20 protein-coding genes are annotated in these 25,327 nt (G+C 70.8%); 9 read left to right on the top strand and 11 right to left on the bottom strand.

The genetic code is table 11. From position 1 onward, the window contains the following. The first annotated feature begins 227 nt into the window (after positions 1-227). Complete coding sequence (locus WME83_RS28150) at positions 228-917, top strand: MmcQ/YjbR family DNA-binding protein (RefSeq protein WP_437312783.1); 690 nt, start codon at positions 228-230, stop codon at positions 915-917. Positions 918-919: 2 nt separating this feature from the next. On the opposite strand, the gene WME83_RS28145 is transcribed toward WME83_RS28150, so the two are convergent. Continuing rightward, positions 920-1,411 (bottom strand): nucleotidyltransferase, encoded by a 492-nt coding sequence (locus WME83_RS28145; RefSeq protein WP_437312782.1) that lies wholly within the window; start codon positions 1,409-1,411, stop codon positions 920-922. 991 nt (positions 1,412-2,402) lie between these two features. Between WME83_RS28145 and WME83_RS28140 the strand changes: the two genes are divergently transcribed. The 6 genes from WME83_RS28140 (at position 2,403) to WME83_RS28115 (ending at position 9,621) form a co-directional block, all read left to right on the top strand. Next, positions 2,403-3,506: an endonuclease/exonuclease/phosphatase family protein gene (locus WME83_RS28140; protein ID WP_437312781.1), complete on the top strand. Its 1,104-nt coding sequence runs from the start codon at positions 2,403-2,405 to the stop codon at positions 3,504-3,506. Positions 3,507-3,579: 73 nt separating this feature from the next. After that, positions 3,580-4,464, top strand: a complete 885-nt coding sequence (locus WME83_RS28135) for an AraC family transcriptional regulator (RefSeq protein ID WP_437312780.1) — start codon at positions 3,580-3,582, stop codon at positions 4,462-4,464. Between the two features lie 54 nt (positions 4,465-4,518). After that, positions 4,519-5,385, top strand: coding sequence for an alpha/beta hydrolase family protein (locus WME83_RS28130; RefSeq protein ID WP_437312779.1), 867 nt, complete (start codon positions 4,519-4,521; stop codon positions 5,383-5,385). A 251-nt stretch (positions 5,386-5,636) separates the two neighbouring features. After that, the gene (locus WME83_RS28125) at positions 5,637-7,211 is read left to right on the top strand and encodes a pectate lyase family protein (RefSeq protein ID WP_437312778.1); all 1,575 of its coding nucleotides are present in this window, start codon (positions 5,637-5,639) and stop codon (positions 7,209-7,211) included. A 99-nt stretch (positions 7,212-7,310) separates the two neighbouring features. Then, positions 7,311-8,546, top strand: a complete 1,236-nt coding sequence (locus WME83_RS28120; RefSeq protein WP_437312777.1) for an aldose epimerase family protein — start codon at positions 7,311-7,313, stop codon at positions 8,544-8,546. A 223-nt stretch (positions 8,547-8,769) separates the two neighbouring features. Beyond that, the gene (locus WME83_RS28115) at positions 8,770-9,621 is read left to right on the top strand and encodes a DUF1554 domain-containing protein (protein WP_437312776.1); all 852 of its coding nucleotides are present in this window, start codon (positions 8,770-8,772) and stop codon (positions 9,619-9,621) included. A 211-nt stretch (positions 9,622-9,832) separates the two neighbouring features. Here WME83_RS28115 and WME83_RS28110 read toward each other — a convergent pair whose 3' ends face one another. Further along, positions 9,833-10,303, bottom strand: coding sequence for a MarR family winged helix-turn-helix transcriptional regulator (locus tag WME83_RS28110; RefSeq protein WP_437312775.1), 471 nt, complete (start codon positions 10,301-10,303; stop codon positions 9,833-9,835). Positions 10,304-10,361: 58 nt separating this feature from the next. Here WME83_RS28110 and WME83_RS28105 point away from each other — a divergent pair, with 58 nt between their 5' ends. Then, entirely contained in the window at positions 10,362-10,934 is a 573-nt protein-coding gene (locus WME83_RS28105) for a class I SAM-dependent methyltransferase (protein WP_437312774.1), read from the top strand. 174 nt (positions 10,935-11,108) lie between these two features. Here WME83_RS28105 and WME83_RS28100 read toward each other — a convergent pair whose 3' ends face one another. The 5 genes from WME83_RS28100 to WME83_RS28080 all read right to left on the bottom strand — a co-directional run bounded on the left by WME83_RS28100 (position 11,109) and on the right by WME83_RS28080 (position 17,868). Beyond that, on the bottom strand, positions 11,109-12,362 hold the full coding sequence (locus WME83_RS28100; RefSeq protein ID WP_437312773.1) for a PAS domain S-box protein: 1,254 nt from the start codon (positions 12,360-12,362) through the stop codon (positions 11,109-11,111). A 365-nt stretch (positions 12,363-12,727) separates the two neighbouring features. Next, positions 12,728-14,074, bottom strand: coding sequence for an extracellular catalytic domain type 1 short-chain-length polyhydroxyalkanoate depolymerase (locus WME83_RS28095; RefSeq protein WP_437312772.1), 1,347 nt, complete (start codon positions 14,072-14,074; stop codon positions 12,728-12,730). Positions 14,075-14,173: 99 nt separating this feature from the next. Continuing rightward, a complete protein-coding gene (locus WME83_RS28090) occupies positions 14,174-14,914 on the bottom strand; it encodes an alpha/beta hydrolase family esterase (protein WP_437312771.1) in 741 nt (246 codons plus the stop codon). A 966-nt stretch (positions 14,915-15,880) separates the two neighbouring features. Continuing rightward, positions 15,881-16,414, bottom strand: a complete 534-nt coding sequence (locus tag WME83_RS28085; RefSeq protein ID WP_437312770.1) for a hypothetical protein — start codon at positions 16,412-16,414, stop codon at positions 15,881-15,883. Between the two features lie 299 nt (positions 16,415-16,713). Continuing rightward, positions 16,714-17,868, bottom strand: a complete 1,155-nt coding sequence (locus tag WME83_RS28080) for a hypothetical protein (protein ID WP_437312769.1) — start codon at positions 17,866-17,868, stop codon at positions 16,714-16,716. An 822-nt stretch (positions 17,869-18,690) separates the two neighbouring features. Here WME83_RS28080 and WME83_RS28075 point away from each other — a divergent pair. Beyond that, a complete protein-coding gene (locus WME83_RS28075) occupies positions 18,691-20,112 on the top strand; it encodes a glycoside hydrolase family 5 protein (RefSeq protein WP_437312768.1) in 1,422 nt (473 codons plus the stop codon). A 107-nt stretch (positions 20,113-20,219) separates the two neighbouring features. Here WME83_RS28075 and WME83_RS28070 read toward each other — a convergent pair whose 3' ends face one another. The 4 genes from WME83_RS28070 to WME83_RS28055 are packed head-to-tail and all read right to left on the bottom strand — an operon-like array spanning position 20,220 to position 25,228. Next, positions 20,220-21,659, bottom strand: coding sequence for a TolC family protein (locus WME83_RS28070; protein WP_437312767.1), 1,440 nt, complete (start codon positions 21,657-21,659; stop codon positions 20,220-20,222). Between the two features lie 55 nt (positions 21,660-21,714). Beyond that, entirely contained in the window at positions 21,715-23,772 is a 2,058-nt protein-coding gene (locus tag WME83_RS28065) for an HlyD family secretion protein (protein WP_437312766.1), read from the bottom strand. 2 nt (positions 23,773-23,774) lie between these two features. Continuing rightward, a complete protein-coding gene (locus tag WME83_RS28060) occupies positions 23,775-24,467 on the bottom strand; it encodes a DUF4956 domain-containing protein (RefSeq protein ID WP_437312765.1) in 693 nt (230 codons plus the stop codon). Further along, complete coding sequence (locus tag WME83_RS28055; protein WP_437322052.1) at positions 24,464-25,228, bottom strand: polyphosphate polymerase domain-containing protein; 765 nt, start codon at positions 25,226-25,228, stop codon at positions 24,464-24,466. The genes WME83_RS28060 and WME83_RS28055 overlap by 4 nt, the downstream gene beginning before the upstream one ends. Between the last annotated feature and the right edge of the window lie 99 nt (positions 25,229-25,327).

Raw genomic sequence — 25,327 nt, 5'->3', positions numbered from 1 at the left:
TTCCGGAACGGGCGGGCGAATCACCAGGCACGTAAGCGCGCCAGGGTGACACTGTCAAGGTGGTCCCTTCGAGGCTGTCGGGGGCGTCACGCGCGGGAAGCGAGAGGTCCCTGGGGGCGTAAGAAGAGCTTCGGGCTCGCGCTGCTCGGCCGCTGTCGGCGCAGCGGTCGACGCGGCGCGCGGCTCCGGCTTTACGCGGTCCGGCGCGCGCCCTAGGCTCGTCGACGATGACCACGACCAAGGACGACGCGCGGCTCTCACCCATCCTTGCGCGGCTGCGCGACGCCGCGCTGGCCTATCCCGAGGCGGTGGAGGAGTTCCCCTGGGGCGATCGCGTGGCCAAGGTGCGCGGGAAGATCTTCGTCTTCCTCAACCTCCACGAGGGGAAGCTCGTCGTGACGGCGAAGCTGCCGCAGTCGGGCGAGGCCGCGCTGCTGCTGCCGTTCGCGGCGCCGACCGGGTACAACCTCGGCAAGAGCGGGTGGGTGACAGCGCGCTTCGGGTCGAAGGAGCGCGTGCCGGAGGCGATGCTGCTCGAGTGGATCGAGGAGAGCTACCGCGCGGTGGCGCCGCAGCGGGCGTTGCGGGCGCGGGAGGAGGGGGCGACGGGGAAGGGGGCGGGGGCGAGTAAGCGAGAGGGGGAGGGGAAGAAGGCTGCTGCGGCCGGGGGGAAGGTTGGGGCGAAGAAGGGGGCTGCTGCGGCCGGGGGGAAGGTTGGGGCGAAGAAGGGGGCTGCTGCGGCCGGGGGGAAGGTTGGGGCGAAGAAGGGGGCTGCTGCGGCCGGGGAGAAGGTTGTGGCGAAGAAGGGGGCTGTGGCGAAGAAGGGGGCTGTGGCGAAGAAGGGGGCGATGGTGCAGCCCGCAGCGCCGGTGAAGAAGGCAACTCGGACGCAGCGAGCGCAGTCCACTCGCACGTGATCTCAGGGCTTTCTGCGCGCTCGTGCGCGTTTCTGCGGCTCCACCCCGGCGGCGCGCTCGATCGCACGCACGTCGCGCAGGTCTTGCGGCCGCCCCACGGCTCGCTTGCTCGCGAGCAGGTCGTCGCGGCCGATGAAGTGCACCGGTATGCCAGCAACGTTGGCAGTGACACGCCGCTCCCAGGACGTCTCGAACTCCACCCCAGGGACGGTTTGCAAGAAATCGATGCGAGCGGGGACTCGCCCCATCCAGACGATCTCGTCCGGTCGCGCCGCCCGGAGGTTCGCAACGATCTCGTCCGGCACGCCGAAGCGCAGCAGCGCCGCGCACGCGCGTCCGATGTTCTCAGGCGCGGCGTCGAGCCACAGGTCCAGGTCCTTCGTCGTCCGGGGGCGTGCGTGCAGCGACACCGCGTGGCCGCCGATCACCAGGTATCGCACCCCGGCGTCTGCGAACACCGAAAGCATCTCGACCAAATCGGGGGGGAGGTTCATCGGGATGCCGCAGGCTCCATGCCGTCAGCGCAAGCTCGATCGAAGCCGCGAAGCGCGCCGCCGGGCCGGCCTGATCCCAGAACGCCTGATCAGCCACGTCTAGCTCGGCGTGGCTCCCGACGCGGCCCCCTACCCAGTCGCGCTTGCTTGCCGTCATCATCCGCATCTTAGCAGAACAGCGGGCTCTTCGCCCGTCTCCGTGAAGGCCGCGGCGGGCGCGAACGCCTCTGCTTGCAGGCGCCTCGCGGCGCCGTACGCGGAGGAGGCTCGATCAGGAGCATCGGATGGCGGCCCGGCTGAATAGAAAGGCGTTTGCTCGAGCTCGAGGGACTCGCAGGCGCCAGCGTTCGAGCAAACGCCTGTGGTTACGTTCTCTTCATGCAGTACTCGGAGCCTGGGCGGCGAGCTCAGGAGAGCACGTCTCCACAGGCCTATGCTACGCAAGAACCTCGCCGCCGCGATCTGCGACCCGCAGATCCCTCCATGCCCCGCTGGGCAAGTTAAGAACCTCCAGGTTGAGTTTCAATTCAGCCCCGAGGCCGTCGGGAGGTAGTGGTCAACTTTGCCCAGGGAGAGTCCACACGAAGGCGGGAAGAACATTCATGTGTTCTTCCCGCCTTCCCGCCTTCATGTTCAAATTGGACCATTACCGTCGGGAGTCTCCAGGTTGAGATTCAATTCAGCCCCGAGGCTGTCGGGTGCTGTTCAGTGTGAGAAAGCACACAGCCTGTCGCCCCTGCGTGCAGCGGACACCCCCGGGTGTGTGACGCCGGATCCGTCTGGGCTATCCTGGCGCCATGGCCGCGCCCGCTTCGACCCTCGCCGATGCGCTGCTCCTCGACGCCTCCGCCCGTTGACGGCAGGGTCCACCCACACCCACGGAACCCCATCGATGCCCCAGCGCGAGCCATCCCCGGAATCCCCCTCCGCCCCGCCAGGCCCAGCCCCCCTGCGTCCGCCCCCGCGGCGCTGGCGCCGTCTCCGGGCCGTCGTGCTCGCCGCCGCCGTGCTCTACCTCCTCGTGGTCGCCGCGGTCTGGCTCGCCCTGCCCATCCTGGGCGACCGCTTTTGGCCCGCGACGCTCTTCCTCTTCGGCCCGCGCCAGGTCATCGCCCTCCCTCTGCTCGTCATCGTCCCCGCCGCGCTCTTGCTCCAGCGGCGCGCCCTCATCCCCGCGGCGCTGGCGGCGGCGATCGTGGTCGGGCCCATCCTCGGGTATCGCCTCTCGCTCCGGGCGCTCACCGGCGGATCGGGCCGCGGGGACTTGCGCGTCGCGTCCTTCAACACGGGGAGCCGCGCCATGAGCATCGAGCGACTCAAGGCCTTCGTGGCCGAGTCCCGGCCCGACGTGCTCGCCCTGCAGGAGTGCTCGATCCCCGAGCCCGAGCTGACAGCCGCCTTCCCCGGGTGGTCGGTCCACGTCGACCGCGGCATGTGCCTCGTGAGCCGCTATCCGGTCCTCAAGGCCGAGTCGAGAGATCGCAACGACGTCTGGCGCGCCGGCGGCCACGGCGCCATCCTCCGCTACGCGATCGCGCTGCCGGATCGCCCGACCCCCGGCGCTCCGCACCACGCTCCCGTTCCGGCCGCCGATGCCGCTACCGCTGCCGCGGGCGCGCCCGACGCGGCGCGGCCGGGCGCGCCGGCGGCGCCCGCGGCGCGCACCTTCAGCCTCGTCAACCTGCACCTGGAGACGCCGCGCGAGGCGATCGAGGCGCTCATTCACGGGCTCTGGAAGCAGGCCGCGGAGCACGACCGCGTCATCGCGCTGCGCGCGTGGGAGTCCGAGCTCGCGCGGCGATGGGTCGACGAGGCGCCCTATCCGGCCGTCATCGTCGGCGATCTCAACATGCCGGTCGACAGCGCCATCTACCGGCGCTTCTGGTCGGGCTTCGAGAACGCGTTCTCCCGCGCCGGGCTCGGGTTCGGCGCGACCAAGCGGACGCGCTGGTTCGGCGTCCGCATCGACCACGTGCTCGCCGGGCCGGGCTGGACCACCGAGCGCGCCTGGATCGGCCCGGACCTCGGCTCCGACCACCTCCCCATCCTCGCCGACCTGCGCTGGACCGGCGCCCCGCGCCAAGGGTCGCCCTGAAGTTCAGCAACTTCGGTCAGGCACGGCCGGCACCCCCTCGTTATCCTGTCGCTCGCCGAGGAGGACACCGCCCTTGACCGAAGCCACCGAGAACGCCTGCTTCGTCAGGTTCCGCAGGGTGCTCGAGCACATCGACGCGCACCTGGACGAGGACCTGACGCTCGATCGGCTGAGCGGCGTCGCCGCGTTCTCGAAATATCACTTTCACCGCCAGTTCTCCGAGCTCTTCGGCATCGGCGTCCACGAGTACGTGAAGCTCCTCCGCCTGCGGCGCGCGTCGCAGCGGCTCGCCCTCCGGGATCAGGCCCGGGTCACCGACATCGCGCTGGCGAGCGGGTACGAGAGCCTCGAAGCGTTCTGCCGCGCCTTCAAGAAGGTGTTCGGCCAGACCCCGTCCGAGTTCCGCGAACAGCCCCGGTGGGACCCGTGGCACGCGATGCACGAGCGCCTGAGCGAGGCGAGGACCCTGCCCCTCCGTGCCCACGACCGCGCCGGAGACGTGACGATCGCGCGGTTCGAGGAGACCCGCGTCGCAGCCCTCGAGCACCGCGGCGACCCGAAGCGGGTCCTCGAATCGGTGCGGCGCTTCATCGGGTGGCGCAAGGAGAACCGGCTGCCGCCGCGGAGCAGCGCGACCTTCAACGTCCTCTACGACGACCCGGCCGAGACCCCGCCGGAGGCCTTCCGCCTCGACCTCTGCGCGGCGACCCACCGCCCCGTGCCAGAGAACCCGCTCGGCATCGTCGCGAAGACGATCCCCGGCGGCAGGTGCGCCGTCCTGCGGCACATCGGGGGCGATGACACGCTCTTCCACGCCGTGAGGCACCTCTACGCGGCCTGGCTCCCCGCGAGCGGCGAGGAGCCGCGGGATTACCCGCTCTTCCTGCAGCGCGTGCGCTTCTTCCCGGAGGTGCCCGATCACGAGGGCGTCACCGACATCTTCCTCCCTCTCCAGTAGACGATCACCTCCAGACCCTCTCCCGTCCTCCAGAGCTCCGCAGGAGAACCCCGCATGAGTCGATTCGTGGGCAGCCGAAGCCTCGTCGTGCGCGACGAGGCAAAGGACCTCTCGTTCCCGGTCCTGCTGATGTACCCGACGCGCGTCCCCGCCGAGATCGTGGCGATGGGGCCTTATTCGCTCGAGGTCGCGCCGAGCGCGCCCGTCGACGGCGGCCCGCTGCCGCTCGTGGTGGTCTCGCACGGCGGCGGCAGCTCGCCGCTCGTGGTTCGCACGCTCGCGTCCCACCTCGCGCAGAGCGGATACGTCGTCGCGATGCCGGAGCACCCGGGGGACAATCGCAACGATCGATCCAGGTCCGAGACGCTCGAGAACCTCCGGGATCGACCGCGGCACGTCCGCCTCGCGATCGACGCCGTCGCCTCCGATGCGGAGATCGGGCCGCGCCTCGGGGAAGACGGCGTGGCGGTCATCGGCCACTCGATGGGAGGCTATACCGCGCTCGCCGTCGCGGGCGGGCGCCCCTTCGCGGGATACGGGCAGAAGATCGAGGTCACGAAGGACCCGCGCGTGAAGGCGCTGGTCCTCATGGCCCCCGCGACCGGCTGGTTCGGCCTCAACGACGCCTTGCAGGACGTCACGGTGCCCATCTTCTTGCTCGTCGCGGAGCACGATCGCATCACGCCGAGATGGCAAGGGCAGCTCGTGCTCGACCTCGTCCCCGACCGGGCTCAGGTCACCTTCGAGGTCGTCGAGAATGCAGGCCATTTCTCCTTCTTGAGCCCGTTCCCTCCCCAGATGCGGACCCCGGGCTTCCTGCCCGCCAGCGATCCCGCCGGGTTCGATCGCGAGGCGTTTCACCGCAAGCTCCCGCAAAACGTGCGCGAGTTTCTCGACAAGACCTTGGCGCCGAGAGGATAGGAACGACGAGCCATTCGGGCCCCTGACGAGCGAGCTGGTGGCGCGGCACGGCGCGGGCCTTGCGGGCTGCGTAGCGCGCAGGCCCGGGAGCCACCCCTTGTCAATCCGCGGTTGACACCACCAGTTAACACACGCGGTGCACGCCCTCGTGCCACGCCGCGAATCATCGGACCGATCGCGGATGGATCGCCGCTTGCAACATCTACCGATCCATGAACCGATCCGTTGGTCCCATCGCGCTCGGATGGGCGATGTTCACTGCGCTTTCTGGTTGCGGCGGAGATCCCGCCAATCCTGGGGACCCAACGCCTGACGACGGCAGCGGCGGCAGCGGCGGCTCCGGCGGCAGCGGCGGCTCCGGCGGCAGCGGCGGCGACATCCAGCAGCCACCCGATGGGCCTTCTTCCCTCGGCGCAGACGGCTGGGCGGCGACGACCACCGGCACCACCGGCGGAGACGGCGCGACCCAGGAGAATATTTTTACCGTCATGACGCGCAAACAGCTCGTCGCCGCGCTCTTCCCGAACGGGGCCGTCAATTCGGACGGCACACCGGCAACGCCGAGCAGCACGCCGAAGATCATCTACATCAAAGGGACGATCGATCTCAGCACGGACGACGACAACAACCCCCTGACGGAGGAAGATTACGCGGATCCGGCGTACGACTTCCAGGCCTACGTCGACGCCTACAAGCCGAGCGTCTGGAACACCACGCTGGTCAACGGCAAGCCGCCGCCGCTCACCGGCCCGCTGGAGGAAGCGAGGGCGCGCTCCGCGGACAAGCAGAAGGCGACGACCTTGATCCAGGTCGGATCCAACACGTCGATCCTCGGGCTCGGCACGGACGCAAAGATCATCCACGGCACGCTGCAGCTCGGCGCGGGCGTCGATAACGTGGTGATACGCAACATCGCCTTCGAGGACGCGTTCGATTTCTTCCCGGCCTGGGATCCGGGCGACTCTTTCCGCGTCGACACGAACGTGCCCGGGTGCACAGCCGAAACCCCGCTCACGTGCCCCGGCGGCCGCTGGAACTCGGAGTACGATCTGATCCAGGTCATCGGCGCCACCCATGTGTGGATCGATCACAACACGTTCAGCGACGGCGACCGGCCGGACAAGCTGTTTCCCTCCGTCTTCGAGGCGCCGCGAACAGGCCACGAGTACTCAGTGCAGCACCACGATGGCGCGGTGGACGTCACGCTGCAGTCCGATCTCGTGACCATCTCGTACAACAGGTTCCACGACCATGACAAGACGAACCTCCTGGGCGGCACGGACACCGCGACGCCGGAGAACGGCTGGGGATTCTTGAGCGTCACGCTCCACCACAACGTCTACGAGAACGCCACCCAACGCCTCCCCCGCGTGCGCTTCGGCAAGGTGCACGTCTACAACAACTACTACGAGGGGACGCTCGCGCCCTCGGACGGAGCGAAGCCCGCGCCGGACTACCCGTTCCTCTATGCGCTGGGCATCGGCCAGTTCGCCAAGCTCTACTCCGAAGCGAACGCCTTCGAGATCGCAGCCGACCCGGCCGACCCACCGCCCGCGGCAAAGGACGTCATCTCGGCCTACCACAAAGCCGGCAGCGGCGATCACGCCGATGAAAAGACGTACTTCTTCGACGCCGAGAGCACATTGAACGGCGCGGCTGTCGATCTCTTCGCCGCCGCGCAAGCGGCCGCCCTGGCGGCGAACAAGCCGGAGCTCACCGCGACCGACACCCTGTGGACGCCCGCGAACAGCTACGAGTACACGAAGCAGCCCGCGGCCGAGGTGAAAGCCGAGGTCACCTCGAAGGCAGGAGCGGGCAAGCTGTGATCTGGCATCGCCTGTGCGCGATGCCGCGAGGATGGCCCCGCGCAAAGCCGTTCTGATTCCTTAAGGATCGGTCCGCCTGGCCGAGCAGAAGGAGCATCGATGCGAGCAGGTGCATGGGTCGTGGCGGGCAATGCCGTGCTCTGCGGTTGCGGAGCGGGCGAGGAGCGCCCCTCGCGCGAGTTTTCGGCGTCGTACTTCGAGATCTCCCGCGAGGATTTTCTGGGGGTGATCGACGGTAAAGCCGTGGATCTCTACACGATCGAGAACGCGCAGGGCGCATTCGCGAAGATCACGAACCTGGGCGCCAAGATCCAGCAGCTCGTGGTCGCCGACGAGGACGGCCGGTTCGGCGACGTCGTGCTCGGGTACCCGAGCCTCGACGCGGTCACGACCGGGCAGGCGTCGATGGGGGCCTTCATCGGGCGCTACGCCAACCGCATCGCTGGAGGCACCTTCACGGTGGACGGCGCCGAGTACACCGGCGGCTCGTTCAGCCTTGAGGGGGAGACCTTCACCCTCCCCGCCAACGATGGCGCGCGGCCCAACACCTCGCACGGAGGCCCGCTGGGATCGCGCTTCCGCGTCTTCGACGCGGTTCAGCTCTCGACGTCCAGCGTGAAGATGTCGCTCACGTTCGCCGACAGCGAGGATGCAGCGCCGGGTTTCACGGGCTTCCCTGGCACCGTCTCCCTTGAGGTCGTGTACACGCTGACGGAGCAGAACGAGCTGAGCGTCGGCTACCGCGCGGCCGCCCTCGACCGGACGACCGTCGTCAACTTCACCAGCCACCCGTTCTTCAACCTGAGCAACACCCCGGGCAGCCCCGTCGCGGATCACGTGCTCACCATCCACGCCGACCAGTTCATCGAGCTGAGCGAGCTGCTCGTGCCCACGGGCGTCCTGCGTAGCGTCGACGCCACGCCGATGGACTTCCGCTCGGGCAAGCCTGTCGGCGCCGACATCGGCGATGTCAGCTACGACATGCTGGCCCGGATCGACCCTGCGAAGGGCGGTTACGACCACACATTCGCCGTCCTGCAGCCCACGCCGGGCGAGCTTACGCGGCACGCAACGGTCGTTGAGCCGGAGTCCGGGCGCGTGCTCGACGTGTGGTCGACCGAGCCAGGGCTGCACCTTTTCACCGCCAACGGCCTGAACGGCCAGGCGCCGCGTGACGTGGGCAAAGGCAACGTCCCGTATCCGAGCCGCTCGGCGCTCTGCCTGGAGCCGATGCACTTCCCCGACTCGCCCAATCAGCCGAGCTTTCCTTCGACGAAGCTCGCCGCCGGCGCGACCTACGAGGGCGAAATCGTCTTTGCGTTCTCCACGCGGTAATACCGCGTCGCCCCGAGGACGACGTCGCGGCGGCGAGCCGGGGCGATCTCGCCCTCGCGGACCGAGAGCGGCACGAAGCGCTCGCGACCCCGAGCTCCCGGAGGAGCCGCAGCGCTCGCCGGCCTCGTGACGAAAGGCACCCAGGAACCAATCTCCCGGCCTCGATCCACCCCACGTAGGCTATCCTGCGCGGCACGCGCGACATCTTGTTCGGGAGTCTTCCATGAAGCGATCAAGTTCAGAGAATCTTTGCAAGGTCGGCATATTCCTCGGCCTCGGCGTCTCGCTCGCCATCGCCGGCTGCGGCGACGAGGACAACGGCGGTTCCAGCAGCACAAGCAGCAGCTCGAGCGCCGCCGCCAGCAGCAGCGCCAGCAGCAGCAGCGGCGGCGGCACGGGCGGCAGCGGCGGCGGCACGGGCGGCAGCGGCGGCGGCACAGGCGGCAGCGGTGGCGCGGGCGAAGGCGGCGGCACGGGCGGCGGCGGCGGCAGCGGCGGGCCGTCGCTCAGCTTCTTCGTATCGAGCACCGGGAGCCCGACCGCGAACCTGGGCGGGCTCGCCGGCGCCGACAAGCGGTGCCAGGACCTGGCGGCCGCGGCCGGCGCCGGAGCGAAGACCTGGCGCGCCTACCTCAGCGCCGAGAAGGGCCCGGACGATCAGCCGGTGCACGCCAAGGACCGGATCGGCGCCGGCCCCTGGTACAATGCAAAGCTCGTGATGGTAGCCGCCAACATCGAGGAGCTCCACGCGAGGTTCGGCGATCACACCGTGTTCCTCGACGAGAAGGGCGAGATGGTGCCGGGCCAGTGGGAGGGCTCCCCGACGCCGAACCAGCACGACATCCTCACCGGCACGAACCGGGACGGCACCTTGAAGGCCGGCCAGACCTGCGAGGACTGGACGTCCGAGGACGCGAACCAGACCGCCACGGTCGGGCATTCCGACGGGCTCGGTCCCAGTGGAAGCAACGCCGACATGTACCGGCCGTGGAACTCGGTCCACGCGAGCGGCAGCTGCGCCGACACCGCTCCGGGGGGCGGGAACGGCCGCGTCTACTGCTTTGCTGCGGACTGAGCGGACGAGCGCACAAGCGCGATGTTTGCGGCAGGTAATGGCACGAGGTGGTGTCATTCGACCGATCCCCTCGAACACCGATCACGCTGATCGACCGAGAAATGAACCGCCAAGGACGCCAAGCAGAGAACAAGAACTTGGCGTCCTTGGCGGCTTGGCGGTTCGAATTTCTGCTCTTTCGAGCGGTTTCAACCCGTTTGTCGCTCTAGGCTCAGGCGCCGTCCTCGTCGTCACCTAGCCCGGTGAGGTTGTCCACGACGCGCCGGAGCATCGCCAGGAAGGTCGCGCGCTCTCGGTCGGTGAAGCCCTGCAGCGCCCGTTCGGCCACCTCGCGCAGCGCCTCCTTGGCGAGCGGCAGGCGCGCCTCGGCCTTCGCCGACAGCGAGATGTGGAAAGCGCGCTTGTCGCCCGGGTGCGGCGTGCGCTTGACCAGGCCGTCACGCTCCATGCGGCCGAGGAGGGCGGCCATCGTCGGCTGTTCGACGTGGGCGCGCTCGGCGAGCTCTCGCTGCAGGAGCGCGCCGTTCTCCTCGAGCGCCACGGCCACCGGCATGTAGGCCATGCCGAAGTCGAGCGGGCGCAGCCGCCGCTCGAAGTGGCGCATCAGCAGGCGCGACGCGTGGTTGATCCAGAAAGTCGGGGTGGCCTGGGGCTCCCAGGGGGCCTTCGCCTTGACATTCATAGCATGCTATCTATGTTGGGTGGAGACCGAGCGCGATGCGCGCTCGAGGAGGTATCCGATGGGTGCACCGACGACCAGCACAACTTTCGACCGTGCCTACCAGGCGCCTGTCACGTGGTGGGGCGACATCCGCATTCCGAGCGAGCTGGAGGCGCTCGTTCGCTCTGAGCGGCCGCAGACGTCGCTCGAGCTCGGGTGCGGGTTGGGGCGGCTGACTCGGTACATGGCGCAGCGCGGGGTGAGAGCGACGGGCGTCGATTTCTCGCCGGTGGCCGTCGCCAAGGCGAAGGAGAGGGTGGCGAAGGATGAGGTACGTCCGGAGTTCCTGGTCGGCGACGTGACGCACCTGGACATGCTGACAGGACCGTTCGACGTGTCTTACGACGTGGGCTGCTTTCACTGCCTCGACGGCGCCGGGCAGCGCGCCTACGTGGCGGAGGTGGCGCGGCTCCTCCGGCCGGGCGGTACGCACCTGATCTGGGCGCTGGACCGCGCGCCGAGCGGCTTCGCGCTGTCGCCCGCGGCGGTGGAGCGCGTGTTCACGCCTCAGCTCCGGCTGAAGGACGCGCGGACGAGCCGGCGGCGCCTGCTCTCCTCCCACTGGTACTGGCTCGTTCGCCCGGAAGGCTGAGCGCGCGCGCACCGGCGCGCTGCAATGGATAGGGTTGCCAAGGCTCGGATCGGCGCAGGCCCCTGTACGGCGCGAAGCTCGCGGTGGTGCCCGCGAACGTCGAGGATCTGCACGCGAGGTTCGGCGATCGCGCTCGCCGCCGACCTGGCTGCAGAGCGCTGGCGCCGAGCGCCGTCAGGACGACGCCCTGCGCTGCGCGCGCGCAGCGCGGCGGGCCGGCCGCGGGGCGAGGGCGTGGGCGATGCCGCTCTGCAGGGTGCTGTGGGTGGTGATGCTCTCGAGGTCGACGTCGAGATCCACGAGCGTCTGGGCCGTGTCCGGGCCGATGCCGGTGAGCACGAGCTTGGCGCCGAGCAGGCGCGCGGCGCGCGCGATGCGCAGCAGGGCGTCGGCGGACTCCGCGTCGACGTCCTTGACCCCGGTGACGTCGAGGATGGCCGTGTGGAACTGGTGCTGGACGATGCCGTCCAGGAGCTTCTCCATGGCCTGCTGGGCGCGGGCGCTGTCGAGGGCGCCGATGAGGGGCATGGCGACGACGCCCTCGGCCAGCGGGACGAGGGGCGTGGACAGCTCGCGCAGCGTGGCCTGCTGCGCCTGGATGACCTGCTCCTGGAGGGCGAGCCGCTCGAGCTCGGCCTCGCGCAGCGGGGTCAGGTCGCGCGCGATGGTGGCGAGCGCCGGGGGCCGCCCGGCCTCGCCGGCGAGCGCGACCATCGAGACCTGGCACGGGAGGGTGCCTCCGTCGCGCTGGGCGAGGCCGAGGGTGCCTTGCCACGACCCGCGCTCGAAGCACCGCTGCACGATGCCCACGATGCCGGAGAGCGGGTCCTGCTCCTCCACGTACACGTCGGCGAGGCGCATGCCGAGCGTGCCGTCGCCGTGGCCCGTCATGGCCCGGAAGGCCTGATTGGCATAGAAGATCGCGCCCTCCTGCGAGGCCATGCACACGCCGTCCGGCGCGCTGTCGGCGAGCGCCTGGAAGTCGCGCAGCTCCGCCTGGGCGGACGCGAGGTGTCGTTGCGCCGTGACGTCGCGCCCGACCCAGAGGACGCTGTCCTCGGTGAACGGCTTGCAGGCGGCCTGGATCCACAGCTGGCGATCGCGAAGCGTGATGGGGTACTCGATGCCCAGGACCGTTTGCTTGGCGAGCGACTCCCGGATGACCTCGGCGCAGCGCGCGATGTAGTCCTCTCGCACCACGCTGGTCAGGTGTCTGCCCCGCGCGTGCCTGGCCATCTCGGCAGGGATGACGAGCGTCGGAAACATCTCCAGAACCACGCCGTTCCGATCGAAGAAGGCGATGAACGCCGTGCTCACCGAGCAGAGCGCTTCCAGCTTCGCCTGAGCTCCCTCCAGCTCGGCCACACGCCGGCGCAGCGCCGCGTTCTCGCGTTCGATCTCGGCGAAGCTCTGATTGTTATCTATCATACAAACGTCCCGCCCCATCGTATTCGGGCAGCGCGGGACGGGCGAGCGAAATGGTGCGAGGGATCGTGCTCGTTCATGCATTGCGCGACCCGTGCGACGCGCGAGAGCGATCGCGCGTTCGGGCGAGGGCCGTCACGGTGCTGCGCGCGCGCCGGGGAGAGCGCGCGCCTCGCGGACTGCGGTGGCAAGAGATTTGTCCGATGTTGCGGTAGGAAGGAGACGGCGCAGCCCGGCGGACCGTCCGGTGTCGATTCGCGCGCGTCAGAAATCCCGTCTCGGTACCCGTGATGGTGAGGCAGGGCCGAGAGAAACCTAGATCGCCTCTACATCACCGTGGCTCTCCCGCACCCTCGCTGAACGAGGGCTCAGCGCGGGCGGCGCTTCGCGCGACCGAGCAGCAATCCCAGCGCCGCGAGGAGGAGCCCCGCCTGGGTGCCAGAGCCTCGCGCGTCGTCGCCCAGGGCGCAGCTGCAGCCGGAGCTCGAGCCCTCGCCGCCCGTCGAGCCGCCCGCTCCAGCGCCGGCGTCTTGTCCGCCTGCCCCCCCGGACCCGGTGCCGATCGCGCCGCCGCTGCCCACGCTGCCGCCAGCGCCGCTGTCCATGACCCCGCCCGCGCCTCCGGTGCCGGCCGCGCCGCCCGCGCCTCCGGTGCCGGCCGCGCCGCCCGCGCCGCCCGCGCCTCCGGTGCCGGCCGCGCCGCCCGCGCCTGCGGTGTCGTCACCACCGGGAACGGCACCGGGACAGGCTGCCGTCTCTGGATCCTGACCACCGGCCCTGTCGAGGCCGAAATAGGCGGCGACGGCGGGTCCGTCGAACGGCACGGAGTGCCCGACGCCGGCCATCGAGAAGGCCTCGTAGACCGTGTAGCCGCAATCGCTCTTCCAGAACTGGCGCGTGGTTCCGGTCCTCGGCGTGTCGGTCCCATCCGGGGTCTCGCTCAGACCCAAGAGGTTCGTCCACTCTTTGACATCTTCAGCCATGTTCTTGTAGCTGAGGATCGTATCGTCGGTGCCATGCCAGTGCTGCAGGCGCGGGCGATGGCCGGTGTAGCCGGGATAGTACGAGCGAACGAGGTCTCCCCACTCCTGCCCGGTCTTCGTGACGCTGCCGCTCCCGCAGGGCCCGCTCCACTGGGCGGTGCTCCCCGTTCCGGTGACGTCGTTGTAGCCCTCGGCCCAGCAGCCGCACGGGACGCCCATGAGCGACACGCCGGCCATGAACACGTCGGGGTACACACCGAGCAGCGCCTCGGTCATGATGCCGCCCGACGACCCGCCGACCGCGTACACGCGGCCCGGATCGCCGTCGTACTTCGCGAGCGTGTGTTTCACCATCTGGACGATGGCGCCCGTGTCGCCGCCACCGCCGTGCTTGAGCGATCTGGTCGAGCCCGCGTCCCAGCAGTTCTGCCCCGTGGCCTCCGGGAAGATCATGATGAAGCCGTTGGCGTCCGCGATGGAGACCAGGCTCGACATCTCGCTGAACGTCCCCCGGCCATTCCCCTGGCAATGATGGGGAGCGACGACGATGGGAGGCTTGGTCGCCAGCTCGTCAGGCACGTAAATGTACATGTTGACGTAGCTGGGGAGGCCGTCCGCCCCCCATTCGCCCTGGTCGACTTTTTGTAGCGATGCCCCGCGCGCAGGCGGCGCGGCGAGCAGCGCCAACGAGAGCGATGCGAGCCCGAGGACATGAATCTTGAATCTGTTCATCGGGCGAAAAGGCTACACAACGCCAACCTGGTACGCAAGCCAATACCGCTTTGACTCGGGCGTGGACTCGGGCTCTACCAGGCTCGGCTGAAGGCCGCTCTAGAATTGACTCAGAAACGTCCAGACTTCCTGGGGCATCCACGACATGTTCTGCCCGGCGTCGTTCGGCGACGGAGTATGACCGCCGTCGTAATCGCACCAGCGGGTGGGGTGACCCGCGGAGCAGCCCTCGTAGTCAGAGCAGGCGTGGCCACCTCTGGGCGCCTTGGGCAAGGTCTTCACCGTGCATCCATTCTGCATGGCGAAGAAATCGCTGTTGGACGTTTGTCCAGCTCCGCCGCTCTCCTGCTGGCCGAGCGAGGACATGAAGGCGACCGGCTGACAGCTCGCGGGACGGGCGAGACCGCCGCCGGAGTGGACCACGGCGGCGCGGTAGACGTTCGGGCGGGCGCAGGCCAGCGTCCAAGCCATGGCACCGCCTTGGCTGAAGCCTTCCAGCTCGATGCGCGAGGTATCGATGCAGAGATCGTCTGTGACCTGCTTGAGGATGTCGTCGACGAAGGTCACATCGTCGTCGGCTGACCAGAACCCGCCGACGGCATCGGGCGCGATGAAGATGGTGCTCCCTGCGGAGAGCGACCAGAGCCCGAAGTACGAGGGCGCAACTTGGCCGCTGTTGCCCGTGGCCCCGTGGAAGGAGAGAATGAGCCGGTAGGGGTGGTCGCTATCGTAATCGTCGGGGGCGTGCAGGGTGTACTTGCGGCTCTTCCCGCCGCTCTGCACGGTGCCAGCGCCGTTCTGGAGCGTGCGCGTCTTGCCGCACCCGGCGGACTTCGTCACGTCGCCGCCACCTCCACCGCCGCCGTCGGCGGCGCCGCCGCCGCCGGCACCGCCAGCGCCGCCGGCGCCGCCCGTTCCAACCGAGCCCGCTCCGCCCGTGCCGTCGGTCCCCCCGCCGCTGCCAGCTGCATCGCCGCTGCTCGTGCCACCGGAAGCGGCGCCACCGCCGGTGCCGCTCGCCGAGGTTTCACCGGAGGCTGATCCGCCAGCGTGGCCGTCGTCGCTGCAGCCGAGGCTGAGAGCGGCGCAGAGGCCCAAGCCGCCCAAGAGCGGTGGCAGCCAACGCGAGCGATGGTGAAGGCAATTGGAGCTCACAGAGCCAACGCTGGACGACATGGGCGCTCTCCTCGGGTCACATCCAAGCCACGAGAGGTACGAACCAGGTGCGGCGCGGACGGGCGTCTTGTCCCATGGCGCACTCAACGAGTGCCCCTCTGGTTGCGTCACGCCAGCGCGGAGCGCTCGCTTCAACAAATGAAGATCCGGAGCGCCGAATGTGAACGTTCACATGACGGGCGTCAATCCAAAATTGGCGCGCGGTGCTCGTCGGCGGGCGCGAGGTCCGCGTTCGGCGGGGACCGGAGGTGGTGGCATGGCGCGACCGCGCCTTCGAGCGTCATGCTCGCGTCACCGCCCCCGGCCACACCGACGCGTTGCGGCGCGGGCCTGCCGCGCCGACGACGCCGGAGGGCGAGCGACAGGGCTCCGTCAGCGCGTCGACGCGAGCGCCGGGCGCGACGTTCGAGCCAAGCTCGATCACCCCTCTGGTGCGCCGGCAGCCCGAGCAGCCGACCGATCGCCTGGGCTTCGGCGCCGCCCTCGCCGTCACCGATCCGGTTCGGCGGGGAGGGCGGCGCGCAGCGACGTCATCGTCCGCTGCGACGGGTCGTCAGCGACGTCGCGCGCCACCGTCGAGGCCCTTGAGCCAGAAACGCACTGCGGTGGTTTGCGCGGCCGGCCCGGAATCTATGAATGAGGACTTTCATCGTTGGCGATATCGAGCGCGTCGAACTCCGCGATGGACGACTCCACGAGCTCTGCCAGCGGCTGCCAACCGTCCGGTACTGCCCCACGCCGCCACGTGAACCGGGCGATCGCTTGCACACCCCCGCACACGGTCGCCTCGAGGACCTCGCCGTCGAGGACTCCGACCGACTCGAGCTCACGGCGCACGGGGAGCCGCAGCTCCTCAAGGCTCCGGAGCAACCGCCCCAGCGCTGCGGGCTTGGCCGCGATCTGGTCGTAACCAACCACGAGATCGGCTCCCGCAGGGGCGGAGGCAGAGCGGAAGAGGCGCAGGCCGCCGAGCTCGCCGCGGATCTCGTAACACACACCGGCTTGCCGCGAAGGGCGACGAAGGAACTGTGCCTGCAAACTGCCCACGCCGAAGAAGCCCCAGGTCCTATCGTGCGGATCGCGCGGCGTGGTGGTGGCACTTTCCCTCTCTTCGCGCCGCTCGGCTTCGAGGCGCATCCGTCGACGTTCGTTCTTGGCGCTCATGGTCCCTCTGGCCTGCCGGTTCATCCGCCGCCCAGCCCCACAGGACGGATCCGTCTAGCTCCGCCCGCCGGACGTCCGGCAGGGTAGTTGGTTTCGAAGGAGAAGCAACGAATGGAAGCGGGGTCGGCCCGTGAGAGCTCTCCACCGGGCGCTCCGCCATCCGATCGACCCGGCGCGCTTGCCCGCGCGGCGCGCCGGCGTCGATCGGATGCGGTAGGTTCCCACGGCGCGCCGCTCGACACGGGCGCCGCGAGCGCCGGCGCGCGCAGCCTGGAGCGCCGCGAGCGCCGGCGGGGCGCTCAGCAGATGTGGTAGAGCTCGGAGAAATACGCCTGCGAGAACCGCGCGTCCACGAGGAACCCGCTCGCGTCGAAGCACCGGACGCCGACGCGGATCGCGTCCGGATCCGCGGAGGGGTGCTCCCAGCCGACCACGTTGCAGTAGTCCGAGCCCGCCCCGACCGCGGTGGCCAGGGCCGCGCCGCGCGCGAGCCCCGCGAGGCCGCCCATCTCCGGATACGTGATCTGGTAGCGCCCGGGCGTGATCCGGTGCACGGCCACGGTCTCGGTCCTGTCGTTGCACTCGGACGTGATGCGGTGGTACTGGTTCGCCGGCGTGTAGTCCGCCGTCGTCGGCTCGTTCGCCACCACGTAGCCGCCGCTCTCGTACGGGGCCTCGCGCGGCTCGCGGAGGTACCGGAGCGAGAAGCTCGTGTCCGCCGGCGCGCCGCCCTGGCCGAAGCAGAGCACGTCGATGTTCGTGTTCCCGAACGGGCTCGACCAGGTGAGCGGCTTGCAGTACTCGGGGCCGCCGCCGACCGCCGTCACGAGCACGGAGCTCTTGCCCGCTCCGTTGCCGGTGAGCGTGATGGTGTAGCGGCCCGCGCTCGTCCGCGTGACGGACGCCGGCGCGCCCCACTGGTGCTCGCTGGAGAGCGCGCCGCCCGTCGGCCGGTTCATCAAGAGATAAGCGCCGGCGCTCGAGACCGCGGTGCCGCCCGCGAGGCGGGCATAGGAGACGACGAACGGAGAGCTCGTCGGCGCGCCGGCCGCCGTGTGGCAGCGGATATGGACCTTGAGCGCCGTGTCGACGGTCTGCCACGAGGACACCTTGCACCGCTGGCCCTCTCCGCCCGTCGAGTTCACCTGGACGTTGCCGCCGCTGCCGCCCAGGTCGTCGAACGTGACCGTGTACACCCCGACCCCCGAGAGCGCGACGTGGTTCGCGCCGCCCGCCGAGTTGAACGACCTCGCCGAGAGCAGCCGGGTCCCATCGAAGAAGGCCCAGCCGGAGGCGTCGCCCGAGCGCAGCGCCTCGTCGCTCGCATCGATGCCCTCGTCCATCGGCGCCTCCACGGGCGCCGCGACGCACGCGGGCGCCGCCGCCGCGAGGAGCAGCGCCAGAAGAGAACGGAACCCACGACCGAGCGACCCATGGTTCAGATTCGTGATCATCTCTCTCTCCCATCCTGCCATTGCGGCCGTCCGCGGCCGCACGACCTGACGACGGAGCTGCCCTGTCACCCAGGAGCACCCCCGTCCGCCTTGCACGGGAGGTCACAAGAGCAACGGGCATACCAGCGCGATCCAGCCGGCGTTTCGCGGCGCCGCGCCGCCCCGAGCGGCGCCGTTGCGCGAGGCGCTGCTCAACTGCGCGGGGGCCCGCTCAAGCGAGGCGCAGATCGCTGCCGCGGAGCCAGCGCAGCGCGCGCGGCAAGCCAAGCCAAGGAGCGGAGCGTCGGCCCGTCATCGCACGTGACGTGGTGCGGGCCATCACCACGCGTTTCTACGTGTGGGCCATCACCACGCGTTTCTACGTGTGGGCCATCACCACGCCTTCCCACGGTGTGGGCGATCACCACGTCTTGACGCAGTGCGGAAATCCCCGACCCGGCAGTGTGGGCTACGAGGTAGAAAGATTCATCGCTGTTGCATATAGGCCCCTTCGGAAATTGATCTTTCAAGGTGCGACGGGAATGTGCTAATAGACTGCTCATGCTTCGTTTCCCGCGCCTGGAGGTCGTCTCCGGGGCAGCGGGCGTTATCAACGTTACTTAGCCAGGAACCGATCGCGCGTCGGCGTCTCTCGCTCCGACCCCGCGACGCTCGTCACCTCTCTTCGCGCTGCGCCGGCTCGCGCCTGGACCCCAGGCCGTCGGCCTCCCTTGCGCCGCGGCGAGATCGGGAGAGCGGCTCGCGAGGTGCTCTCTTGCTCCGGCGCGCTGCGTGCCCCTGGCTCTCCGGGAGGACGGGATGATGAAGAGCGCGCTTTGGGGGATGTTGACGGGCTCGGGCCTCCGGCTCGGGCTGTGCTTCGCGGCGGCGCAGGCGGCCGCGCTCGCGGGCTGCGTGGCGCCGTTGGACACGGGCGAAGGCGAGGCGATCGAGGGCGAGCTCACGGAAGAGCAGTCGTATGCGGCCTCCACGAGGCCGGTGGACGTGCACGGCAGGCTCCAGATCGTGGGCAAAGAGCTCCGGAACCAGAACAACGCCCCGGTCCAGCTGCGGGGCATGAGCCTGTTCTGGAGCCAGTGGGGCGGCTCGTTCTACAACGCGAACGTCGTCAACTCGATCGCCGACAGCTGGGGGGCGACCGTGGTCCGCGCCGCGATGGGCGTCGAGTCGGGCGGGTACCTCACGAACCCGACGGCCGAGAAGAACCGGGTGAAGACCGTCGTCGACGCGGCGATCGCCCGGGGCATCTACGTGATCATCGACTGGCACGATCACAGCGCCCAGGACCACAAGGAGCAGGCCAAGGCCTTCTTCCGGGAGATGGCGCAGACGTACGGGAACCAGCCCAACGTCCTCTTCGAGATCTACAACGAGCCGGACAACGAGCCCTGGAGCACGATCAAGCCCTACGCGATCGAGGTGATCAACACGATCCGCAGCGCGGGCTCGAACAACGTGATCATCGTCGGCACGCCGACCTGGTCGCAGGACGTGGACATCGCCGCGAACGACCCGATCACCGGGTTCTCCAACATCGCTTACACGCTGCACTTCTACGCCAACACGCACAAGGAGAGCCTGCGCGCCAAGGCGAGGACGGCCATGGACAAGGGCCTCGCCCTGTTCGTGACCGAGTTCGGCACCTGCGACGCCTCCGGGAACACCGGGCTCAACCTCAACGAGTCCCAGACCTGGATCAACTTCCTGAACGCCAACAAGATCAGCTGGGCCAACTGGTCGCTGTTCGACAAGAACGAGACGGCCTCGGCGCTCACCCCCGGCGCCAGGACCACCGGCAACTGGCCGGACTCGGAGCTCACCGAGTCGGGCAAGTGGGTCAAGGCGAGGATGCTGGAAGGCACCGGCGGCTCGGGCGGCGGAAGCAGCAGCAGCACGAGCAGCAGCAGCAGCAGCGGGACGGGCGGCAGCGGCGGTTCGGGCGGCGGCGGCGGCGCGGGCGGCGGCGGCGGCTCCGGCGGCGGCACCACGACCTCGGGGTTCCAGTTCACCGTGTCCCCGAACGTCAACCGGTGGTGGATCCAGGTGAAGGTCGTGGAGCCGGGATACCGCATCACCGGCGTCACGGCGCGGGTGAACAGCACGACGCACAGGCTCGAGCCCCAGTCCTGGGGCGAGGGCGAGTACGCCATCAGCAAGGAGGTCCCCGCGGGCACGCGGGTCGTCTTCACGGCCACGGACAGCCGGGGCGTCTCCGCGAGCTTCACGTCGAACCCCTGGCCGTGACACGCCGCGCGGCGGCGGTGCGCGCGGCCCTCTGAACAGGAAGTCCGGCGCCCGGCGCCCGGCGCCGGGCCGCCGGCCCGCGCCGCAGCGCGGCCGGGGCCCGGGGCTCAGCGCCGGGCCGCCGGCGCGCGCCCGTCGAGCGGGCCGCCGACCACGACGCGCAGCTCGGCGAGGGCCGTCCGGTACTCGCGCACGAGCTTCAGGAGCTTGACCTGCGCGGCGGCGCGCCGCTCCTCCAGGCTGAGCGCGCGCACCGCGTCGATCTGGCGGCTCTCGAGGGCGCGCGCGACCTCGATCCCGGCGCGCTCGACGGCCGGGAGCGCGCGCGCCCGGAACTCCTCGACGAGCGCCCCCGCCGCGCGCGCCTCCCGGAGGCGATCGCGCACCTCGCGCGCGACCCGCTGGACCTCGGCGGCGAGCGTGCGCTGCGCCGAGATCGCGCCGGCGTCCGCGGCGGCGATCTCGCTCGCGCGCGTGTCGAAGAGCGGCAGCTCGAGCCCGGCCTCGAGCGTCCAGCCCAGCGGATCGCGCGTGGCGGGCGAGAACTCGTAGCCGAACTCGATGAACGAGAGCCACGGCCAGCGCGTCGCGCGCGCCAGCGCGCCCTCCGCGCCGGCGCCGTCGATCTCGGCGGCCGCGAGCGCGATCTCCGGGCGGTTCCTCAGCGCGGCCTCGATCAGCGCCTCCTCGGACGCGAGGGCGACCAGCGGCGCGGACGCGACCGGCTCGCCCACGAGGCGGACCGGCGCGGCGGGGTCGACGCCGACGCGCTCGAGCAACGCCGCGCGCGCGACCTCGCGGCGCGCGCGCGGCGCCGCGCCGTCCTCCTCGGCCACCGCGGCCGACAGCGCCGCCATCGCCTCATCGACGGCGGTCCCCTGCGACGCGCTGACCCGGGCCCGCTCCTGATCCGCGAGGCGGCGGCGCGTCGCGGCGACCGCCTCGAGCGCCTCGATCTCGGCGTCGAGCAGCAGCACGTCGTCGAACAGCCAGCGGACCTCGGCCTCGAGCTCGAGCTCGGAGACCCGGGTCTCCGCGCGCGCCACGTCGACGTCCGCGCGCGCGACGTCCGCGGCCGCGCCGGCCTCGCCGGGCCGGGGAGGGCGGATGCGGACGCCCGCCGCGAGGCGCGGCTCGTGATCGAGCACCTGATCGAGCCGGAGCTGCGAGACGCGGATCTCCGGGTTCCGGTACGTGCCCGCCGCGTCGGCGTCGACGCGCGCCCGGGCCGTGGCCTCGCGCGCGCGCATCATCGCGAGCGTCGCGCTCCGCTCCTTGGCCATGGCCACCGCCTCGTCCGCGGTGAGCTCGCGCGGCGCGGCGCGGCGCGCCGCCCCGAGGCCCGCGCCGCCGCGCGCCTCCGCCTGCGCCTCCGCCGCGCGCGACTCGCGGTAGAGCGCGATCGCGCGCTCCGACCCCTTGAGCTGCGCGGGCGCCGCGCAGGCCGCGAGCGAGAGGCACGCGACCGACGGCCAGACCGGCGACCTCGCGCGCGGGCAGGAGGAGGAGCGGCGGCGACGAAGGGAGAAAACCTCAGCGATCTTCATGCCTCACGGGTTTCGTGGAGAGCTCTCGGGGCGACGGCGGCGCCGCGGCGCGGGCTCAGCCCTGCCACGGCAGCTCGAGGAAGGAGGGCGCCTCGGCGCCGGCGTCGAACACGACGATCAGCTTGCCGGGGGACAGCGCGAGCGAGATGCCCTCCGGCTTCTGGCCGGGGAAGCGCCGCACGAGGCTCGGCGAGAGGAGGCCGCCCTCGGGGCGCAGCACGTGGAAGAGCGACCCCGCGGCGCCGTCGGCGGTGGACGGGGTCGAGGCGATCGCCAGCGAGCCGTCCGGGAGGAAGCACAGATCGGAGATCCCCCCCGGCGTGGGCGCGCCGTTGAGCTCGACGTCGACGCGCGCGCGCGCCCACAGCGAGAGGCCGGCGCCCTCGAGCCGCCGCCCCTCGAGGAGCGCGCGCGGCGCGCCGAGCCTCCAGATGAGCGCGTTGCCCTCGGCGTCGAGCGGCGACTTCAGCCCGAAGTAGAGCGCGCCGTCCCGGTAGGCCATGCCCTCGATCTCGAGCGGGCGCGTGCCGCCCGGCAGCCCGAGCTCCGCGAGGGCCGCGGGGCCCGCCGCGTCGAGCAGCTCCGCGAGGTAGGCCTCGGCGTCGACGCGGAAGCCGCGGCCATCCTGCTTCAGCCGGAGCAGCGCGGTGCGCGCCTTCTTGCGCTTGCCCTTCGCGCTGTAGCCCTGCGACGAGAGCAGGTACACGTCGCCCCCGTCGCCGGCGGTGATCGACTCGATGTCCGCGAGCTCCTTGACGCCGAGCACCGGCACCGGCTCCGGATCGACGGCGCCGGCCGCCGACATCGCGAACAGCCAGGGCACGCCCTCGTCCTCCGCGTCCTTGTGGCCCGTGTCGTCGCTGACGAGGAGGTACCGCCCCTCCGCGGGCCGGGGCAGGACGCCGGACGGCTCGAAGCGCGACCGCTGCCGCAGCGCCGCCGGCACCGCCATGCGGATCGTGTCGGCGGCCCCGGCCGGCGGCGCCGCCGCGGGCGCGCCCTGCGCCGCAGCGGCGACCGGCGCGCCGGGGGCCGGCGGCGCGGGGGGCGGGGCCGCCCCGCGCGTGAAGGCGACGTCGAACGCCTGGCCGGCGAGCAGCTCGACCGGGTGATCCAGCGCGATCGTGACCTCGCGGCCCCACACCGGCACGTTCAGATCCGTCCAGCAGCGGAGCGGCAGCTGGCCCACCACCGGCCCGACCGTGACGGCCCGGCCCGTGAGCGGCGCGCCGTCCTGGCCGCGCGCCCAGATCGTCGCGGCGTCGCCCGCCTCGACGTGGAGCGCCGCGCGCTCCGGGACGCAGGCGATGACCCGCCCGGGCGCGCTGGCGATCTCGACGATCGGGTCGCCTGCCACGGCGACGTCGCCCGGCCGCTTGCGCACCGCGGAGACGCGCCCGCCGTGCGCCGCGCGCAGCGTGTGCTGGGCGCGCCGGACCTCGAGCTGCTCGATGTCCCGCCGCGCCACCGCGAGATCCGCCTCGATCTGCGCGGTCTCCGGGCCCGCCTGCTGGAGGAGCCTCTTCCGGCGCTCCTCGGCCGCCGCGATCTGCGCGCGCAGGAGCTGGATGGTGCGGGGCTTCTCGGTCGCGATCGCCTCGACGCCCGCGCGCTGCACGTCGAGCGAGCCCAGGGCGTCGTGGCTCGCCTGCTTGTCCTCGATCAGCTTCTTCACCCGGGAGATCTCGCTGGCGAGCACCTCGCCCTCGGCGCGCGCGCGGCGCTGCTCCTCGACCTCGCGCGCGAGCTCGAGCTTCAGCTCCTCGACGCTCGCCCCGATCTCCTGATCGAGCCGCGCGTGCTCCGCGGGGATCATCGCCCGGAGGCGCGCCTCCTCGGCGCGCGCCACCGCGAGCTCCGCGTCGATCGCGCCGCTGTCGAGCGCGACGATCACCTGACCCGGCGCGACCACGTCGCCGACGTCGACCTCGATCGAGGCCACCCGCCCGACCTCGACCGTGGCCACCATCTCGGTGTCGGCCTGCGCGAAGGCGAGGATGCCGTCGCTCGGGCTGGAGGAGCGGCTCAGCCACGCCGCGAGGCCGAGCGTGCCCAGCATCGTGAGCGCGGGGGTCGCGGAGGAGAGCGCGGATCGGATTCGCCAGAGATGCATGGCTAGAGGTCCAGCGTCGGCTCCTGGAGCATCAGACTCACGTCCTCCACTCCGGGGAGCGCTTGAAGGCTCGTCACGAGGCGCGCCCGGAGCTCCGGGTGGCGCACGCTGATCTGGTAAGCGTGCTCCATGACGGTGCCCTGCGCCGCCTCGCGCAGGGTGACGAGCGAGAAGGAGCCGCAGTGCTCGCGGAGGACGCCCGCGATCGCGCCGGCGAGCTCCGCGCCGGCCTGCCCGGCCGGCGCGACGAACCGGAGCAGCCCGTCGGGCTGCCGGCGCGACCCGTAGCCGGTGACGTGGAGCATGAGCGTCGCGCCCGCGAACATCGCCGCCCCCGCGATCGCCGCGCCGTAGGCCTGCGCGCCGCTCGCCATGCCGATGGCGAGCGAGGCGAAGACGAACACGACGTCGCGCGGATCGCGCATCGTGGTGCGGAACCGGATCGCGGTGACGCCGCCCGCGATGCCGATGCCGGCGGCGATGTTGTTGCCGACGGCGAGCATCAGCGTGCACGTGATGATGCTGCCGAGCGCCATGCTCTGGACGACGGTCCGCGAGTACGAGAGGCCGCGGAACGTGAGCATGTAGACGCCGGCGATGCCCTGCGTGAGCCCGAAGGCGACGAGGAGGGAGATGAGCGCCCTGCGCCACTCGACGGCCTCGCCGTGCGTGAGCATCGTCAGCCACTCGGTCATAGCAGCGGCCCTCCCTCGAGCCGGGCCGCGCGCACGTCCGGCAGCATCAGCTGCGCGTTGACGCTGTAGCAGTACTTGGAGAACGAGCGCCGGACGAGCTCGAGGCGACGCACGAGCGCCACCATCCACGCGGGCGGCCTGCGCTCGAACTTGAGCTCGAGGACGCAGACGGGCTCGTGCGTGTTCGTCTGGACCGGGTGGTCGACGGGGCGCCACCCCCGATCGGACGCCTCGAGATCCAGCGCTTCCTTGCGCTGGCAGACGACCCTCCGGTCGAACGTGATGCGCGCGTACCTGTCGAGCGTGCTCTCGTACGCCTCGCGCTCGTAGTCGACGAGCATCGTGGGCCGGAGATCGTGGCGGTGGATCGCGCCGATGAACTTCTCGGCGCCCTTGCGCACGCCCGGCGGGAGCCGCTCCAGCGCGGCGGGGCTGCCGCGCTCGACGAGCGCCCGCCACTCGTCCGCGGGCACGCACGCGCGCGACTTGATGATGACATCCTGGACGCGCCGCTTCACCTCGAGGAAGACGGGGCTCTTCTTGCCGGGGTACGTGCGCGCCCGCACCTTGAAGCGGTCCCGCTGCTCCCGGGCGTTGGCCCAGTAGAGATCGTGCCCGCGCGTGTCAAAGTAGAGCGAGCGGATGCGGTACGAGCCGTCCTCGTTCGCGTACTTGTCCGCCCGGCCGACGGACCGCGCCGTGGCCCGGATCGCCGGGACGAGCCGCTCCGGCACCAGGTACTTGAACTCGTAGCGTTCGATGACGTCCAGGATGACGGCCTCCTCGATCGCCAGGGGTCAGGGGCAGGCGCCCGGGTGGGTTGCGTCGCGCCGCTGCATGCGTCGCGGATTTGTTACGGT

Source organism: Sorangium sp. So ce385 (assembly GCF_051474135.1).
GTDB lineage: Bacteria > Myxococcota_A > Polyangia > Polyangiales > Polyangiaceae > Sorangium > Sorangium cellulosum_D.
This window is presented reverse-complemented; position numbering and strand designations above follow the sequence as displayed.